Annotated in this window: 14 protein-coding genes; 13 read left to right on the forward strand and 1 reads right to left on the reverse strand. The window is 44.0% G+C overall.

From position 1 onward, the window contains the following. Positions 1–103 precede the first annotated feature (103 nt). The 11 genes from ftsH to I4V84_RS09110 all read left to right on the forward strand — a co-directional run bounded on the left by ftsH (position 104) and on the right by I4V84_RS09110 (position 11,851). On the forward strand, positions 104–1,963 hold the full coding sequence (gene ftsH / locus I4V84_RS09065; protein ID WP_195991702.1) for an ATP-dependent zinc metalloprotease FtsH: 1,860 nt from the start codon (positions 104–106) through the stop codon (positions 1,961–1,963). 230 nt (positions 1,964–2,193) lie between these two features. Further along, a complete protein-coding gene (locus tag I4V84_RS09070) occupies positions 2,194–2,532 on the forward strand; it encodes a zf-HC2 domain-containing protein (protein WP_195478222.1) in 339 nt (112 codons plus the stop codon). A 23-nt stretch (positions 2,533–2,555) separates the two neighbouring features. Then, positions 2,556–5,195 carry a DNA polymerase I gene (gene polA, locus I4V84_RS09075; RefSeq protein WP_195991704.1) on the forward strand — a complete coding sequence of 880 codons (2,640 nt, stop codon included), beginning with the start codon at positions 2,556–2,558 and terminating at the stop codon, positions 5,193–5,195. A 92-nt stretch (positions 5,196–5,287) separates the two neighbouring features. Then, positions 5,288–5,887, forward strand: coding sequence for a dephospho-CoA kinase (coaE, locus tag I4V84_RS09080; protein WP_118580027.1), 600 nt, complete (start codon positions 5,288–5,290; stop codon positions 5,885–5,887). Next, positions 5,874–6,671 (forward strand): MBL fold metallo-hydrolase, encoded by a 798-nt coding sequence (locus I4V84_RS09085; RefSeq protein ID WP_118580030.1) that lies wholly within the window; start codon positions 5,874–5,876, stop codon positions 6,669–6,671. Before coaE ends, I4V84_RS09085 begins: the two co-directional genes overlap by 14 nt. Positions 6,672–6,812: 141 nt before the next feature. Beyond that, positions 6,813–7,085 (forward strand): ACT domain-containing protein, encoded by a 273-nt coding sequence (locus I4V84_RS09090; RefSeq protein ID WP_173715480.1) that lies wholly within the window; start codon positions 6,813–6,815, stop codon positions 7,083–7,085. 87 nt (positions 7,086–7,172) lie between these two features. Further along, on the forward strand, positions 7,173–8,537 hold the full coding sequence (locus I4V84_RS09095; protein ID WP_173715481.1) for a PFL family protein: 1,365 nt from the start codon (positions 7,173–7,175) through the stop codon (positions 8,535–8,537). A gap of 107 nt (positions 8,538–8,644) precedes the next feature. Continuing rightward, positions 8,645–8,812 (forward strand): hypothetical protein, encoded by a 168-nt coding sequence (locus I4V84_RS19620; RefSeq protein WP_207748639.1) that lies wholly within the window; start codon positions 8,645–8,647, stop codon positions 8,810–8,812. Positions 8,813–9,081: 269 nt separating this feature from the next. Further along, a complete protein-coding gene (locus I4V84_RS09100) occupies positions 9,082–10,107 on the forward strand; it encodes an ABC transporter substrate-binding protein (protein WP_195991707.1) in 1,026 nt (341 codons plus the stop codon). Positions 10,108–10,123: 16 nt separating this feature from the next. Beyond that, entirely contained in the window at positions 10,124–11,056 is a 933-nt protein-coding gene (locus tag I4V84_RS09105) for an ABC transporter permease (protein ID WP_173769730.1), read from the forward strand. Between the two features lie 3 nt (positions 11,057–11,059). After that, on the forward strand, positions 11,060–11,851 hold the full coding sequence (locus I4V84_RS09110) for an ATP-binding cassette domain-containing protein (RefSeq protein WP_195991709.1): 792 nt from the start codon (positions 11,060–11,062) through the stop codon (positions 11,849–11,851). Positions 11,852–11,927: 76 nt separating this feature from the next. Here the strand turns inward: I4V84_RS09110 and I4V84_RS09115 are convergent, their stop codons facing one another. Continuing rightward, the gene (locus tag I4V84_RS09115) at positions 11,928–13,241 is read right to left on the reverse strand and encodes a nucleotidyltransferase family protein (RefSeq protein WP_195991711.1); all 1,314 of its coding nucleotides are present in this window, start codon (positions 13,239–13,241) and stop codon (positions 11,928–11,930) included. Between the two features lie 165 nt (positions 13,242–13,406). Between I4V84_RS09115 and pta the strand changes: the two genes are divergently transcribed. Then, positions 13,407–14,411 carry a phosphate acetyltransferase gene (gene pta / locus I4V84_RS09120; RefSeq protein WP_117853900.1) on the forward strand — a complete coding sequence of 335 codons (1,005 nt, stop codon included), beginning with the start codon at positions 13,407–13,409 and terminating at the stop codon, positions 14,409–14,411. Positions 14,412–14,535: 124 nt separating this feature from the next. Next, complete coding sequence (locus I4V84_RS09125) at positions 14,536–15,726, forward strand: acetate kinase (protein ID WP_195991713.1); 1,191 nt, start codon at positions 14,536–14,538, stop codon at positions 15,724–15,726. Positions 15,727–15,965: the final 239 nt, after the last annotated feature.

The raw sequence follows: 15,965 nt of genomic DNA on the forward strand, positions 1-15,965 counted from the left end.
ATGAAATTATGAAAAGTTTATAAATTTTTGAGGCAGAATATTGATATTCATACATGGAAATGCTAAAGTATTTAACAGTTGACAGAAAATGGAGGAAATGCCAATGAATATTGACCATAAAAAACCAGAAAACCGGCCATTGTACATTTTTGCACTGATAGCGGTTGGGGTGATCCTTTTCCTGAACATATTTGCCATTCCTGCCATGCAGGAACGCTCTGTGGAGAAGACCGACTATAGTACATTCCTCAGCAATGTAGAGCGTGGAAATGTATCCAAGGCAGAGGTGCAGGACGATTATATCTATTATGTAGTCAGAAAGAACGGCGAGGACGTGGTGTGCAAGACTGTACGTATGGATGATCCAGACCTTGTAAGCCGCCTTTATGAAGCCGGAACCAGTATGGAAGCAGTGGAGCCTCAGAAGCAGTCCATCTTTCTCAGTCTGGTGATCGGATATGTGATTCCAATCGTAATCTTTGTTTTCCTTGGAAGATGGCTGAGTAAGAAGATGATGAGCTCTATGGGCGGTGGCCCTGGCGGAGCAATGTCCTTTGGAAAAAGCAATGCCAAAGTATATGTGAAGTCTTCTACAGGAATTAAATTTACAGATGTGGCAGGTGAGGACGAGGCGAAAGAGCTTCTTACAGAAATTGTAGATTATCTTCACAATCCGCAGAAATACACGGAGATTGGAGCATCCATGCCCAAAGGCGCCCTTCTTGTAGGCCCTCCGGGTACAGGTAAGACACTACTTGCCAAGGCAGTTGCAGGAGAAGCAGAAGTACCGTTTTTCTCTATTTCCGGTTCAGAATTTGTGGAAATGTTTGTGGGCATGGGTGCTGCCAAGGTTCGTGATCTGTTTAAGCAGGCAAATGAGAAGGCACCTTGTATTGTATTTATTGATGAGATTGATACCATTGGTAAGAAACGTGACAGCGGAAGTTTCACAGGTGGAAACGATGAACGTGAGCAGACATTAAACCAGCTGCTTACAGAGATGGATGGATTTGACGGCTCCAAGGGAGTTGTGATCCTGGCTGCTACCAACCGTCCGGATTCCCTGGATCCGGCCCTTCTGCGTCCAGGTCGTTTTGACAGACGTATTCCGGTAGAACTTCCGGATCTGAAAGGACGTGAGGAAATCCTGAAAGTCCATGCCAGAAAGATCAAAATCGCAGACAGTGTCCGTTTCGATGAAATTGCCAAGGCAGCAGCCGGCGCTTCCGGTGCAGAGCTTGCCAATGTTGTAAACGAGGCAGCTCTTCGTGCTGTCCGTGACGGCAGGAAGTTTGCTACCCAGGCTGACTTTGAGGAGAGTATTGAGGTAGTTATCGCTGGTTATCAGAAGAAAAACCGGGTGCTTTCCAATAAGGAGAAGTTGATCGTATCCTATCATGAGGTGGGACATGCACTTGTGGCGGCGAAACAGACGGATTCTGCTCCGGTTCACAAGATTACCATTATTCCCCGTACCTCAGGCGCTCTTGGATACACCATGCAGGTGGATGAGCAGGAGCACTTCCTGATGTCAAAGGAAGAATTGGAGAATAAAATTGCTACATTTACTGGTGGACGTGCTGCTGAAGAACTGATTTTCCACAGTATTACAACTGGCGCGTCGAATGATATCGAGCAGGCTACCAAGATTGCCCGAGGCATGATTTCACGCTATGGCATGAGCGATGAGTTCGATATGGTTGCGATGGAAAGTATGAGCAATCAGTATCTGGGTGGTGATTCAAGTCTTAGCTGCTCCTTTGAAACACAGACACTTCTGGACAAAAAGGTAGTAGAGCTGGTACGAAGACAGCATGAGAAGGCCTATAAGATTCTTGAGGATAATATTGAGAAGCTTCATGAACTGGCGAAATATCTGTATGAGCATGAAACAATCACAGGCGAGGAATTTATGAAGATTTTAAATGATCCGTCGAAGTCTCTTACGGCCAGTGCAGAGTAAAAAAAGCATTTTTGTATTATTTGACTGGATTCTGCGGCAATAAAGAGAACCACATTGCCGGATATATAAAATAAGGGACAGCAGAAAAGATCAGATGTCCTTTAAACAGATTTTGGTTATTTCCCTTGTCTGTTTAAAGAGTATCCGGTCAAACATCTGCTGTCTCTTGTGTTTTGAGGGAGATTTGGATATAATAACAAATATGGGCTGCAAAAGGGAGGAGTGTTTCCATGAATTGTCAGACAGCAGAGAGTATGGTAAACCGATACATTGAGCATGATTTATCTGTAGATGAACTGGAGAATTTTCTGGAACATGTGGAGAATTGTCCGTCCTGTTACGACGAGTTGGAAACTTATTTTATTGTTCATGCTGCCATGCAGCAGCTGGATGAGGAGAGCAGAGATTCCACATTGGATCTCCGGGAGCTTCTGGAAGAAGATATTCGTAGATCCAAGCATTATATACTGAAGATGAGATTCCGCCGCGCGCTGAGTGGAATGGGATTCTGTGCGTTGATTGCCGGACTGGGTGGATTTTTGATTTATATTATTATGCAGGTATTATAGGAAACACGGTACAGGAGGCTTATATGTGTGAGAAAATTTTACTGATAGATGGTCACAGTATTTTAAACAGGGCATTTTACGGACTTCCGGATCTGACTAATTCAGAAGGTCTGCATACAGGTGCTGTTTATGGCTTTTTAAATATCCTGTTTAAAGTGCTGGGAGAAGAGAAACCGGAATATCTGGCAGTGGCATTTGACAGAAGTGAGCCGACTTTTCGCCATGCGAAATATCCGGAATACAAAGGTACACGTAAGCCCATGCCGCAGGAACTAAAGGAACAGATCCCGCTTTTGAAAGAGATGCTTGAAAAGATGGGAATCGCCACAGTTTCCCTTGCTGGTTTCGAAGCAGACGATATTCTTGGTACGCTGGCGAAAAATGGTGAAGAAAAAGGCCTGGATGTAATCATTCTTTCCGGTGACCGTGATCTTTTACAGCTGGCGACTAAAAAAACTATGATCCGTCTGCCCAGGACTGCAAAAGGGCAGACTGTTATAGAAGACTATAAGGAAGACCAGGTGCAGGAACGTTATCTGGTTTCCCCTGCCCAGATCATAGAATTAAAGGCTCTTATGGGTGATCCTGCCGACAATATTCCTGGAATTCTAGGTGTGGGAGAGAAGACAGCTATCAGGCTGCTTGTAGAATATGGCTCCATAGAAAATGCTTTTTCACATGTGGAAGAGATTTCACAAAAGCGGGCCAGAGAATCTTTGAGGGAAAATTACCAGATGGCCCAGCTGAGTAAGGAGCTTGCAACTATTTGTACAAACAGCCCCATAGAATTTGAACAGGAGAAATTCCAGTTAGGAAATATTTTTACAAAGGAAGCCTACGAGCTATGCAGAAAATTGGATTTTCGGAATTTTCTGATGAAATTTGATCCGGCTGAAGTGAATGAAAATACAATAGAACAGGATTTTTTCATCTGCAATGATCTGGAGGGCTGTGAGGCACTTTTTGAAAAAGCGGGACAGGCAGAAGCTGTGGGAATAGCGCTTCTCTGGGATAAAGAAGGTGTCTATGGAGCTGGTCTGGCATTAGGGGAAAATGAAATGTATTATGTTCCTGTGGAGGGAATGGTAACAGCAGCTTATTTAAGTGATAAGATCGGGAGGCTGGGGAAGCATACCACAGTTTGTTCCATGGACGTAAAAACCATGCTCAAGCGTGCTGATCTAACACCCGATGCAAACGTATTTGACTGTAGCATTGCAGCTTATCTTCTGAATCCTTTGAAAAGTACTTATACTTATGAAGAGCTTGCAAAAGATTATCTGGATGGGAAGCTTCTTCCGGGAAAAGAAGAGCTTCTGGGAAAAATATCCCTGAAAAAGGCCTGGGAGGAGGATATGCCGGAACTGGAACATCTGGCATGTTATACGGCGTATACCGCTTTTGCCACCAGAGCCCCCCTGAAAGCGAAGCTTCAGGAAACAGGTATGTGGAAGGTATATACAGAGATTGAACTTCCTCTTGTATTTACGTTAGATTCCATGGAAAAATGGGGAATCGAAGTAAAAGGAGAAGAATTGAAAAATTATGGTGAAAAGCTGACTGTCCGCATTCATGAACTGGAAAAGCTGATCTGGCAGCAGGCAGGAGAAGAATTTAATATCAATTCTCCGAAACAGCTGGGTGTGATCCTTTTTGAAAAAATGGCGATTCCAGGAGGAAAGAAAACGAAGACCGGCTACTCTACATCCGCAGATATATTAGAGAAACTGGCATCAGAGAATCCAATCGTAAATGATATTTTGGAATATCGTCAGCTTACAAAGTTGAAATCCACTTATGCAGACGGCCTTGGAGCCGTGATCGAGAAGGATGGAAGGATCCATTCCACTTTTAACCAGACCATAACTGCCACTGGCAGAATCAGCAGTACAGAGCCAAACCTTCAGAATATTCCGGTCCGCATGGAACTTGGAAGACTGATCCGCAAAGTGTTTGTACCGGAAGCTGGATTTGTCTTCCTGGATGCTGATTACTCACAGATTGAGCTGCGTGTTCTTGCTCACATGTCCGGGGATGAGAAGCTGATCAAGGCTTACAGAGAGGCGGAAGATATTCACCGACTGACAGCGTCTCAGGTCTTTCATATTCCGCTTGAGGAGGTCACTCCTCTGCAAAGACGAAATGCCAAGGCGGTGAATTTTGGTATTGTATATGGTATCAGCTCTTTTGGTCTTAGCCAGGATCTTAGCATTACAAGAAAAGAGGCTGCTGCTTATATCCAGAAATATTTTGAGACCTATCCAAGCATAAAGGGATTTCTGGATGGACTTGTGGAGCAGGGAAAAGAAAAAGGCTATGTTTCCACTATGTTTGGCAGAAAAAGGCCGGTTCCGGAACTGAAATCCAGCAATTTTATGCAGAGATCCTTTGGCGAGCGTGTTGCCATGAACTCGCCAATTCAGGGAACTGCTGCAGATATAATCAAAATTGCCATGAATCGTGTGTATAAACGTCTTTTGGATGAGAAACTGAGATCCAGACTGGTGCTTCAGGTCCACGATGAATTGCTGATCGAGACCTGGAAAGATGAAATCCCTCAAGTATCAAGAATTCTGGAAGAGGAAATGAAGGGTGCAGCTAATCTGGCAGTGGAGCTGGAAGTAGATATGCATCAGGGGAATAACTGGTACGAGGCAAAGTAGAAGCAGAACTATGTCTGGAATAAGATTTAGGAAGAAAATAGTTTGTACCTCATAATTACCAGGTGAAATCGAAGCAGTAAGGAATAGGAAAAATGAAGACAATTGGTATTACAGGAGGAGTTGGTGCCGGAAAAAGCACGGTGCTTGCTTATCTTGAGGAAAAATATAATGCTTTTGTTATACAGGCTGACGAAGTGGGACATATTGTGATGGCTCCGGGACAGGAATGTTATCAGCCAGTGATCGATCTGTTTGGGAAAGATGTGATAAAAAACGATAAAACTATTGACCGGAAGAGGGTTTCCGATGTAGTATTTGAGCAACCGGATTTTTTGAGCCGTCTAAATGGGATAATTCATCCGGCTGTAAAAAGATATATCCTGAAAAGCCTGGAGGAACAGAAGAAGGAGGGACGGAAGCTATGCGTTGTGGAAGCCGCACTTTTTCTGGAAGAACATTACCAGGAGTTTTGTGATGAAGTATGGTATATTCATACAGATGAGGAAATCCGCATTCAGCGCCTGATGAAAAACCGAGGCTATACCAGGGAGAAATCTCTTGGAATTATCGGAAATCAGGCCAGCGAAGATTATTTTCGAGCCCATACAGATTTCGTTGTAGAAAATAACGGAAATGTGGAAAAAACCTGGAAGCAGATAGATGAAGGAGTAAGAAGAAATGAGACTTTGTAGCATTGCCAGTGGAAGCAGCGGAAACTGTATTTATGTGGGATCAGAAGAGACCCATGTTCTTGTAGATACAGGAATAAGCGGCAAAAGGATCGAGCAGGGACTGAACCAGCTGGAGCTTACTGGCAGGGACATTGATGCGATTCTGGTCACTCATGAGCATTCTGACCATATCAGCGGTCTGGGGGTGATGGCACGCAGATACCACATTCCGGTTTATACTACAGGTGGAACTGCAGATGCGATCAGCAGAATGAAGAATATGAAGAATCTTCCGGAAGACACTTTTCATGAGATTGTGGAGGATCAGGATTTTCATATCAGGGATCTGACCATTCATCCTTTTTCCATTCCACATGACGCGGCACAGCCGGTAGGATACCGGGTTGAGTGTGAAGATAAGGCAGTTGGAATCGCCACAGATCTTGGGAAATATAACGATTACATAGTAGATAATTTACAAAATCTGGATGCTCTTTTGCTGGAGGCAAATCATGATATCCGTATGCTTCAGGTGGGAAGTTATCCCTATTATCTGAAACAGCGTATCTTAGGCGACAGGGGACATCTTTCCAATGAAAATGCAGGAAAGCTGCTTTGCAGGCTTTTGCATGATGACATGAAAGCTGTTTTTCTTGGACATTTAAGCAAAGAAAACAACTATGAGGCTCTTGCCTATGAGACCGTGTGCTCAGAGGTAACCCTTGGAGATAATCCATATAGATCAAAAGATTTTCAGATTCAGGTTGCGAAACGGGACAGTATTTCAGATGTGGTTGTATTGTAGAAGAGATAATTTACAGTAAAGAAACAAAACTATATTTGAAATACAGGTTCAGTTTTTATATACAGTTCAGGGAAAACTTAAAGCTGTATTTTCCCTGGGACAGTCAAAATGGGCTGCAGACCCAAATACAGGAGGAGTATCATGAAAAAAACAATTATCACAGTAGTAGGAAATGACACCGTTGGTATTATTGCTAAGGTATGTACTTATCTTGCCCGGAATCAGGTTAACATTCTGGATATCTCCCAGACGATTGTACAGGGATATTTTAACATGATGATGGTCGCAGATACCAGCGCTTCAGACAAGGAAATTGCAACTCTTTCCAAAGAACTGGCTGCTCTCGGGGATGAGATCGGCGTAGTGATCCATTGTCAGCATGAGGATATTTTCAACGTAATGCATCGAATTTGAAATGAAAGTCCCATCCATCGGACTTTCATTTAACAAAAATGTCGCCTGTAGGTGATAGATATATCCATAGAAAGGAATACGAATGCTATGATTAGTATATTCGAGGTGAACGAGACCAACAAAATGATCGAGCAGGAGAATCTGGATGTACGTACCATTACTCTTGGAATCAGCCTGCTGGATTGTATTGACAGCGATCTTGAGAAATTAAACGAAAAAATTTATAACAAAATTACCACATATGCCAAAGATCTGGTGGCAACTGGTGAGAAAATATCAGCACAGTACGGAATTCCGATTGTAAACAAACGAATTTCTGTTACACCAATCGGTCTGGTTGGAGGTGCTGCATGCAAAACTACAGATGATTTTGTAACAATAGCCAGGACTCTGGACAAAGCTGCCAAGCAGGTGGGAGTGAACTTTATCGGTGGATATACAGCTCTTGTAAGTAAGGGAATGACACCAGCAGAGGAGCTTCTGATCCGTTCTATTCCGCAGGCGCTTGCCAGTACAGAGCGGGTATGCAGTTCTGTGAATGTTGGTTCCACAAAGACTGGAATCAATATGGATGCCGTGAAGCTTATGGGAGAGATTATTCTGGAAACAGCTCAGGCAACCAAAGAACAGGATTCCCTTGGCTGTGCCAAGCTGGTAGTATTCTGCAATGCACCGGATGACAACCCCTTTATGGCAGGTGCTTTCCACGGTGTTACAGAAGCTGATAGTATTATTAATGTTGGTGTCAGCGGTCCGGGCGTTGTAAAAACCGCTCTGGAGAAAGTAAGAGGAGAGGATTTCGAAACTCTCTGCGAGATGATCAAACGAACTGCATTTAAGGTAACACGTGTTGGTCAGCTGGTTGCCCGGGAGGCTTCCAAGATGCTTGGCGTTCCATTTGGAATTGTGGATCTTTCCCTTGCGCCTACTCCTGCAATCGGTGACAGTGTGGCTGAGATCCTGGAAGAAATCGGTCTTGAAAGAGCCGGCGCACCTGGAACTACAGCAGCTCTTGCCCTGTTAAATGACCAGGTGAAAAAAGGTGGTGTAATGGCTTCCACAGCAGTTGGAGGTTTGAGTGGTGCATTTATTCCGGTCAGCGAGGATCAGGGAATGATTGATGCGGTAACAGCAGGTGCACTTACTATTGAGAAATTAGAGGCCATGACCTGCGTATGCTCTGTGGGGCTTGATATGATCGCAGTACCAGGTGACACGAAGGCATCCACCATTTCCGGCATTATTGCAGATGAAGCAGCAATTGGAATGGTGAACCAGAAGACAACAGCAGTCCGTCTGATCCCTGTTATCGGAAAAGGAGTAGGAGAGACAGTAGAATTCGGCGGTCTTCTTGGCTATGCACCAATTATGCCGGTAAACAATTTCTCCTGTGATGCGTTTGTGGCAAGAGGCGGAAGAATTCCGGCTCCGATCCATAGCTTTAAAAATTAAGGTTACTGGATGAATTTGCACTTGACATTCTTACATCACTGTGCTAAAGTATAAATCAGTTAAACCGATGAGAAAGAGTAGTAAATCAGATGTGACATTTAGTCATTATGAATGGACTGAATAATGACTTACCAGAGAGCGGAGGATGGTGTGATCTTCGTATGAAGCGGCTGATGGAATGGACTTTCGAGGGCGGTCCGAAATTATATTTCAGGAGAGTAGGCGCCGACGGGAACCGAACCCGTTATCAATCAGGAGTGTATGTTTGTACATGAGAAAGTGGACGATTTGTCAATTTGAGTGGCACCGCGATAATAAGATTTTATTACCGTCTCAAAGAACAACAGGGAATGTTGTTTTTTGAAGACGGTTTTTTGATATCCATTTTACCACTCATTCTTTCTCGCAGACAAGATGCAGAAGATCGGCTTAGTTATCTTCTGGAGCCTGTTTGAAAATCATTTCCGTAAAGTGTGACACATATTATGCGGAAAGCCTTTTTTAACACGCTCCCGCCAATTTTAAGAGAGAGAGGAAAAACACTATGAAAAAAAGAATGATCGCAATCGCAGCAGCAACAATGGCAACTATGATGATGACAACACCCGTTCTTGCAGAGGACTACAAGATCGGTATCTGCAATTATGTAGATGACGCATCTCTGAACCAGATCGTAGACAATCTGGAAAGCCGCCTGAAAGAAATCGGCGATGAGAAGGGTGTAAACTTCGATATTTCCTATGACAACTGTAATGCAGATGCCAATGTTATGGAGCAGATTATTTCTGATTTCCAGGCAGACGGTGTAGACCTTATGGTTGGCGTTGCAACACCGGTAGCTATGCGTATGCAGGCAAGCACAGAAGGAACCGACACGCCGGTTGTATTCTCCGCAGTATCGGATCCGGTTGGTGCAGGTCTTGTAGAATCCCTGGAGGCACCTGGCGCAAACCTTACCGGAACAAGCGATTATCTGGATACCGCTTCCATTATGAAACTGATCGAAGCTGTTAATCCGGATACCAAGAAGATCGGACTTTTATATGATATCGGACAGGATTCCTCTACAGCAGCCATCGAGGCAGCAAAAGCTTACATGGATGAGAACGGAATCGAATATGTTGAGCGTACCGGAACCACTACAGATGAAGTTCAGCTTGCAGCAGATGCACTGGTTGCAGATGGTGTTGACGCAGTGTTTACCCCAACTGATAATACCATTATGACAGCAGAGCTTTCCATTTATGAGAAATTTATTGATGCAGGAATTCCGCATTACACAGGAGCTGATTCCTTTGCGTTAAATGGCGCTTTCGCAGGGTATGGTGTTGATTACGCAAATCTTGGAGCAAAAACAGCAGATATGGTTGCAGATATTCTTCTGAATGGTGCTGATCCGGCAACCACTCCTGTAGAAACCTTTGATAATGGTACTGCTACTGTAAACACAGAAACATGCGAAGCACTCGGTCTTGATTTTGAAACTGTCAAAGCTGCTATGGAGCCGCTCTGCACACAGGTAAATGAGATCGTGACAGCAGAGAGCTTTGACGAACTGGAAGCAAATTAACGATTAACCGGAGGAAATGATTGTGACACTGGCTACTGCACTCTCCTTAGGAGAAACTGCCCTGAAACTTGGACTGATCTGTTCCCTGACTGTCCTTGCATTGTTTTTAAGTTATTCCATGCTGAATGTCTGCGACCTTTCTACAGACGGCTGCTTTACATTAGGAGCCGCTGTAGGAGCCGCCGTGGCGGTCAGCGGACATCCTTTTTTATCAATACTGGCAGCAATGCTTGCCGGAATCTGTTCAGGTTTTGTAACCGGATTTTTGCAGACAAAAATGGGAGTAGACAGTCTGCTTGCGGGAATTATTGTGAATACAGGATTGTATTCGATTAACATAGCAGTGATGGGAGGCTCTTCCCTAATCAACATGAACCGTACAGATACGGTGTTTTCCATGATGAAGGATGTTCTGGCAGATACCCCTCTGAAGGGAAGAACAGATATAATTGTTGCGCTGATCGCAGTAGCAGCAGTGGTTGCTTTTCTGGTGGTATTTTTAAAGACACGACTTGGCCTTGCAATCCGTGCTACAGGAAATAATGCAGATATGGTGAAGTCGTCATCTATCAACCCGGTATTTACAACGATTATCGGACTTTGTATTGCAAACTCTTTTACAGCACTGTCCGGATGCCTTCTTTCCCAGTCCCAGAAATCTGTGGACATTAACATTGGTCAGGGAATGGTTACCATTGCGCTCGCATCCCTTCTGATCGGAGGAACAATTCTTGGAAAAGGCGGGATTTTTGTAAGAGCTGTGGGAATGGTATTGGGTTCTTTTGTTTTCCGACTGGTTTATACGGTGGCTTTAAGATTTAATATGCCGGCGTTTATGCTGAAACTGGTATCTTCTGTGATTGTTATTTTGGCAATTTCCGGGCCTTATCTGAAACGACAGTGGCCGCAGCTGAAAAGAAGAATGACGCACAAGAAGGGAGGAATCTGATCCATGTTAAAGCTTTCGCATATTTCCAAAACCTTTAATCCGGGAACAGTAAATGAAAAAGCGGCAATCAGAGATCTGTCTCTGCATCTTGAAAAAGGCGATTTTGCAACAATTATCGGTTCCAATGGAGCTGGTAAGTCTACTATGTTCAATGCCATCTGTGGGGATTTTCTCACAGATTCCGGATCTGTTGTTCTGGATGGAGAGGATATTACATTTCTGCCACAGCATGCCAGGGCAAAAAATATTGGAAGACTGTATCAGGATCCGATGCGGGGAACTGCTCCTGGAATGACGATTCTGGAGAACCTTGCGCTTGCTGCAGGTCAGGGAGGCTGGCTTTCCCGTATTTCCAAAAGTGATAAACAGCGTTTTCGTGAACAGCTTGCACTTCTGGATATTGGTCTTGAAGACCGCATGAACCATCCGGTGGGACTTCTTTCAGGCGGTCAGAGACAGGCACTTACTCTTTTGATGGCAACTATGAATCCACCGAAACTGCTTCTTCTGGATGAGCATACAGCAGCTCTTGATCCGGGAACAGCCGAGAAGGTACTGAACCTGACCAGCAGGATCGTGGAAGAACATCATCTGACCTGTCTGATGATCACCCACAATATGCAGTCTGCACTGGAACTTGGAAATCGTATTCTGATGATGGATTCCGGTGATATTGTTCTGGATATCAAGGAAGAGGAGAAAAAAGGCCTTACTGTGGAAGGGCTGCTTGACAAGTTTAAAGTTGGAGCAGGAAAGAAACTGGATAATGACCGCATTCTTCTTTCTAATGAGTAAGACAAAATGGACAAAAGTGAGCCCTGGCTATTGTACGGAATTGCAGTAGCCGGGGCTCTTTATGCGGTTGAGAATATTATACAATAATAATCTGTTGTCTGTACTCATGAACATAAGAAGCGCTGTTTTTTTGTGCCAGAATGCTTTCGTAAAGATTGGATGCGAAAGTTGTTTTATTTAGTAAATCCATAGCTTGCGGTGCGTTTTCAAGCACTGCGGAAGCATCCGGCAGTTTGGTAAGCAGGGGAATGCTGCCACATTTTTTTATTTTGCCCAGAAGCGCAGAACTGTTTTTTCGAAATCCCAGAACCCGGGCGTAGGGAATCTGCGCTGGCACACTCTGAATATGAAGAAGCATGTGAAGCAGTGCTCTCTGGATCCTGGTTCGTGTGATCTCCTTGGTTTTCAGAAGGCTGGCAAACTGGGAAAAGGTTTCATACTGATCCCGGCAGGAGAGAATCCTTCTGGCAAGAGCGTGGGACATGTCCAGGTATGTGCACAGGCTTTCTTCTGTTTCCTGAAGAAGACAGTAACGATAAAGCGTGTCCAGATCGTTTTCCAGAAGAAAACGATTTCCGGAAATTGCCTGTAAAAATAGTTCCAGGGAATTTGCTGGTAAAAATTTTTTTGCCATATCAGCAAGAAACGCAAAATTCTGTATTGAGGTTTCTGATAATTCAGATAAAAAGCAGTGGGAATGCTCGATATCGGACGAGTCCCTTATGGGTGGAGCATTGAAATCCAAAATAGCATTTCGAATAGCAGAAGCAGAAGGAAAGTGATTTTCAGACAGAGTATTTTCGTGATAATCATTTCCTTCCCGCTTAATGGAAACCGGTGAAATAGAGCTGTTTTCCCGTAGAATAGCTTTACAGTATTCAATTCCCAGAATATTATTGGGGGAAGAGAGCAATTGCTGGTATTTTTCTGATTCGGGAAAAACTGCAGAGAGAGCCATGCTTCTGGCCTTTGGAAAAGTCATTCCGTCTTTCAGATTCCGGCGAAGGGCGTCCTGAAAAGCTTCTGGTTCCTCTGCCAGGATTTTGGCCAGCTCCATAAGCGCATCCGTATCACCGCATTCACTTCCGAAACAAAGTATATCTGTAACCCCAAGTCCATCCAGAAGCTGTACGCCTCCTCTGGCAAATAACTCTGCACTGGCAGAAGAAATGGAAACCGGCAGCTCCAGAACCAGGTCTGCGCCGCTTTGAAGAGCCATTTCTGCACGTACATATTTTGAAAAAAGAGCAGGGGTCCCTCTTTGTACGAAATCACCACTCATGGCGATAACTACATAGTCTATCCTTAGTTTTTCTTTTATATAGTTTATCTGATATTCATGTCCTGTATGGAATGGATTATATTCTGCAATAATTCCGGCTGTTTTCATAAAATTGCACCTCAAAAAATACGTTGTTCTTCCATATTCTAACATTGAAAAGCTTGAAATACAAGGCGGGGTGGCGTATAATGAGGTTAAGTTACTGAATGGGGAATGGATACTTATGCCAGTTCCCAGAGGATTACTGTAACAAATGAAAGGAGCCATTTAATCATGGGATTTATTGATGTAATCAAAGAAAGAGCAAAATCCAGCATTAAGACAATCGTACTGCCAGAGACAGAGGACATGAGAACTCTTGAAGCAGCAGACAAGATTTTAAAAGAAGGAATTGCTAAGCTTGTACTTGTAGGTAATGAGGAGGCAGTTAAGAAGAGCGCAGCTGAAGGCGGCTTCGACATTTCCGGTGCACAGATCGTAGATCCTGCAACATCTGAGAAAACTCAGGGATATATTGACAAATTAGTAGAGTTAAGACAGAAGAAAGGTATGACACCAGAGCAGGCTAAGGAGATTCTTCTGAACCAGTATCTGTATTATGGTGTTATGATGGTTAAGATGGGCGACGCAGACGGAATGGTTTCCGGAGCCTGCCACTCCACAGCTGATACTTTAAGACCATGCCTTCAGATCCTGAAGACAAAACCAGGTACCAAACTTGTCTCCGCATTCTTCCTGATCATTGTTCCAGATTGCGAGTATGGCGCTAACGGCGCCTTTGTATTTGGTGATTCCGGTCTGAACCAGAACCCGAATCCAGAAGAGCTTGCAGCAATCGCAGCTTCTTCTGCTGAATCTTTCAAGCTTCTTGTACAGGAAGAGCCTGTAGTAGCTATGCTTTCCCATTCTACAAAGGGAAGTGCGAAACATGCAGATGTTGATAAAGTTGTTGAGGCTACCAAGATTGCGAAAGAGCAGAATCCGGACCTTGCACTTGACGGAGAGTTCCAGCTGGATGCGGCTATCGTTCCAAGCGTAGGTGCTTCTAAAGCTCCGGGAAGCCCGGTTGCAGGTAAGGCTAACGTTCTTATCTTCCCAGACCTTGATGCAGGAAACATCGGATACAAGCTGGCTCAGCGTCTTGCAAAAGCAGAAGCTTACGGACCTATCACCCAGGGTATCGCAAAACCTGTAAATGACCTGTCCCGTGGATGCTCCGCTGACGATATCGTTGGTGTTGTAGCTATCACATCCGTACAGTGCCAGGCTCAGGACTAATTTCAGATTAGTTTCCAAAGGCTGAATCGTATTGTGATTAAGGGCACATGTCCTTGAAGAGATGCCAAGAATAAAATGTCCGGCATCGGGTAATACATAATCATGTAAACAGGAGAGTAAAAAAATGAATGTATTGGTAATTAACTGCGGTAGTTCTTCTTTAAAATACCAGCTGATCGATTCTGACACAGAGGCAGTTCTTGCAAAGGGACTTTGCGAGAGAATCGGAATTGACGGAAGACTGGTATATCAGAAAGCCGGAAACGACAAAGAGATCACAGAAGCTTCCATGCCGACTCATAAAGAAGCAATCCAGATGGTTCTGGAAGCCCTTACCAATGAGAAAACAGGTGCGATCAAGAGTCTTGCAGAGGTTAATGCAATTGGTCATCGTATCGTACATGGCGGCGAGAAATTTGCTTCTTCTGCAATCATTACAGATGAGATGATCAAAGCAGTAGAAGAGTGCAATGACCTTGCACCACTTCACAATCCGGCTAACCTGATCGGTATCCGTGTATGCTCCGAGCTTATGCCAAATGTACCTCAGGTAGGTGTATTTGATACTGCTTTCCATCAGACAATGCCTGCAAAAGCTTATCTGTACGGACTTCCAATTGAATACTACAAGAACTACAAGGTAAGAAGATACGGTTTCCACGGAACTTCCCACAGCTTTGTATCCAAACGTGCTGTTGAGTTCCTTGGTCTTGACAAAGACAACTCTAAAGTTATCGTTTGCCACCTTGGAAACGGTTCCTCCATCAGCGCTGTTCAGAATGGCAAATGTGTAGATACCACAATGGGTCTTACTCCTCTTGAAGGCGTTGTAATGGGTACACGTTCCGGAAGCATTGATCCGGCTATCGTTGAGTACATTGCAAAGAAAGAGAATCTGGATCTTGCAGGTGTTATGAATGTTCTCAATAAGAAATCCGGTCTTCAGGGTATGTCCGGTGTTTCCAGTGATATGCGTGACCTTAGAGCCGCAGCCGCTGAGGGCAACGAGGATGCTAAGAATGCAATCGAAGTTCTCTGCTATGGTATTGCGAAATATGTAGGTGGATATGTAGCAGCTATGAATGGTGTTGATGCAATCGTATTTACAGCTGGTATCGGCGAGAATGTTGGCATGATTCGTGAGAAAGTCTGCTCTTATCTTGGATTCCTTGGTGTTACAATTGATGCTGAGGCTAACGAGGCTATGGGCGAGGAAGTTGTTATTTCCGGTGCTGACTCTAAGGTAAAGGTTGCAGTTATTCCGACTAACGAGGAGCTTGCAATCTGCCGTGATACGGTAGCACTTGTAAAATAATTAGCTGCAGTGTGATCAGCAGTACATGGGCAAAGTCAGTTGCTGAGAGGCAGGCTGCTTTGCGGTAATACTGCATTACTTTATAAAAATGCATAAATCCTGTCAGAGAATCATACACTCTGGCAGGATTTTATATGCAACAGGAAATTGATTTAATATTCCACCTGAAATTTCGTCAGCTTTTGTTATTTTTTTGAAAAATTATTGTATATAAGGGAAAATTCAAGTTGACAAATAAT

Source organism: Ruminococcus sp. 1001713B170207_170306_F1, assembly GCF_015668065.1.
In the GTDB taxonomy this organism is placed as follows: Bacteria; Bacillota; Clostridia; order Lachnospirales; family Lachnospiraceae; genus Blautia_A; species Blautia_A faecis.

Coding starts and splice junctions, on each gene's coding strand:
- ftsH (WP_195991702.1), top strand. CDS start 104: ATGAATATTGACCATAAAAAACCAGAAAACCGGCCATTGTACATTTTT.
- I4V84_RS09070 (WP_195478222.1), top strand. CDS start 2,194: ATGAATTGTCAGACAGCAGAGAGTATGGTAAACCGATACATTGAGCAT.
- polA (WP_195991704.1), top strand. CDS start 2,556: ATGTGTGAGAAAATTTTACTGATAGATGGTCACAGTATTTTAAACAGG.
- coaE (WP_118580027.1), top strand. CDS start 5,288: ATGAAGACAATTGGTATTACAGGAGGAGTTGGTGCCGGAAAAAGCACG.
- I4V84_RS09085 (WP_118580030.1), top strand. CDS start 5,874: ATGAGACTTTGTAGCATTGCCAGTGGAAGCAGCGGAAACTGTATTTAT.
- I4V84_RS09090 (WP_173715480.1), top strand. CDS start 6,813: ATGAAAAAAACAATTATCACAGTAGTAGGAAATGACACCGTTGGTATT.
- I4V84_RS09095 (WP_173715481.1), top strand. CDS start 7,173: ATGATTAGTATATTCGAGGTGAACGAGACCAACAAAATGATCGAGCAG.
- I4V84_RS19620 (WP_207748639.1), top strand. CDS start 8,645: ATGAATGGACTGAATAATGACTTACCAGAGAGCGGAGGATGGTGTGAT.
- I4V84_RS09100 (WP_195991707.1), top strand. CDS start 9,082: ATGAAAAAAAGAATGATCGCAATCGCAGCAGCAACAATGGCAACTATG.
- I4V84_RS09105 (WP_173769730.1), top strand. CDS start 10,124: ATGATTGTGACACTGGCTACTGCACTCTCCTTAGGAGAAACTGCCCTG.
- I4V84_RS09110 (WP_195991709.1), top strand. CDS start 11,060: ATGTTAAAGCTTTCGCATATTTCCAAAACCTTTAATCCGGGAACAGTA.
- I4V84_RS09115 (WP_195991711.1), bottom strand. CDS start 13,241: ATGAAAACAGCCGGAATTATTGCAGAATATAATCCATTCCATACAGGA.
- pta (WP_117853900.1), top strand. CDS start 13,407: ATGGGATTTATTGATGTAATCAAAGAAAGAGCAAAATCCAGCATTAAG.
- I4V84_RS09125 (WP_195991713.1), top strand. CDS start 14,536: ATGAATGTATTGGTAATTAACTGCGGTAGTTCTTCTTTAAAATACCAG.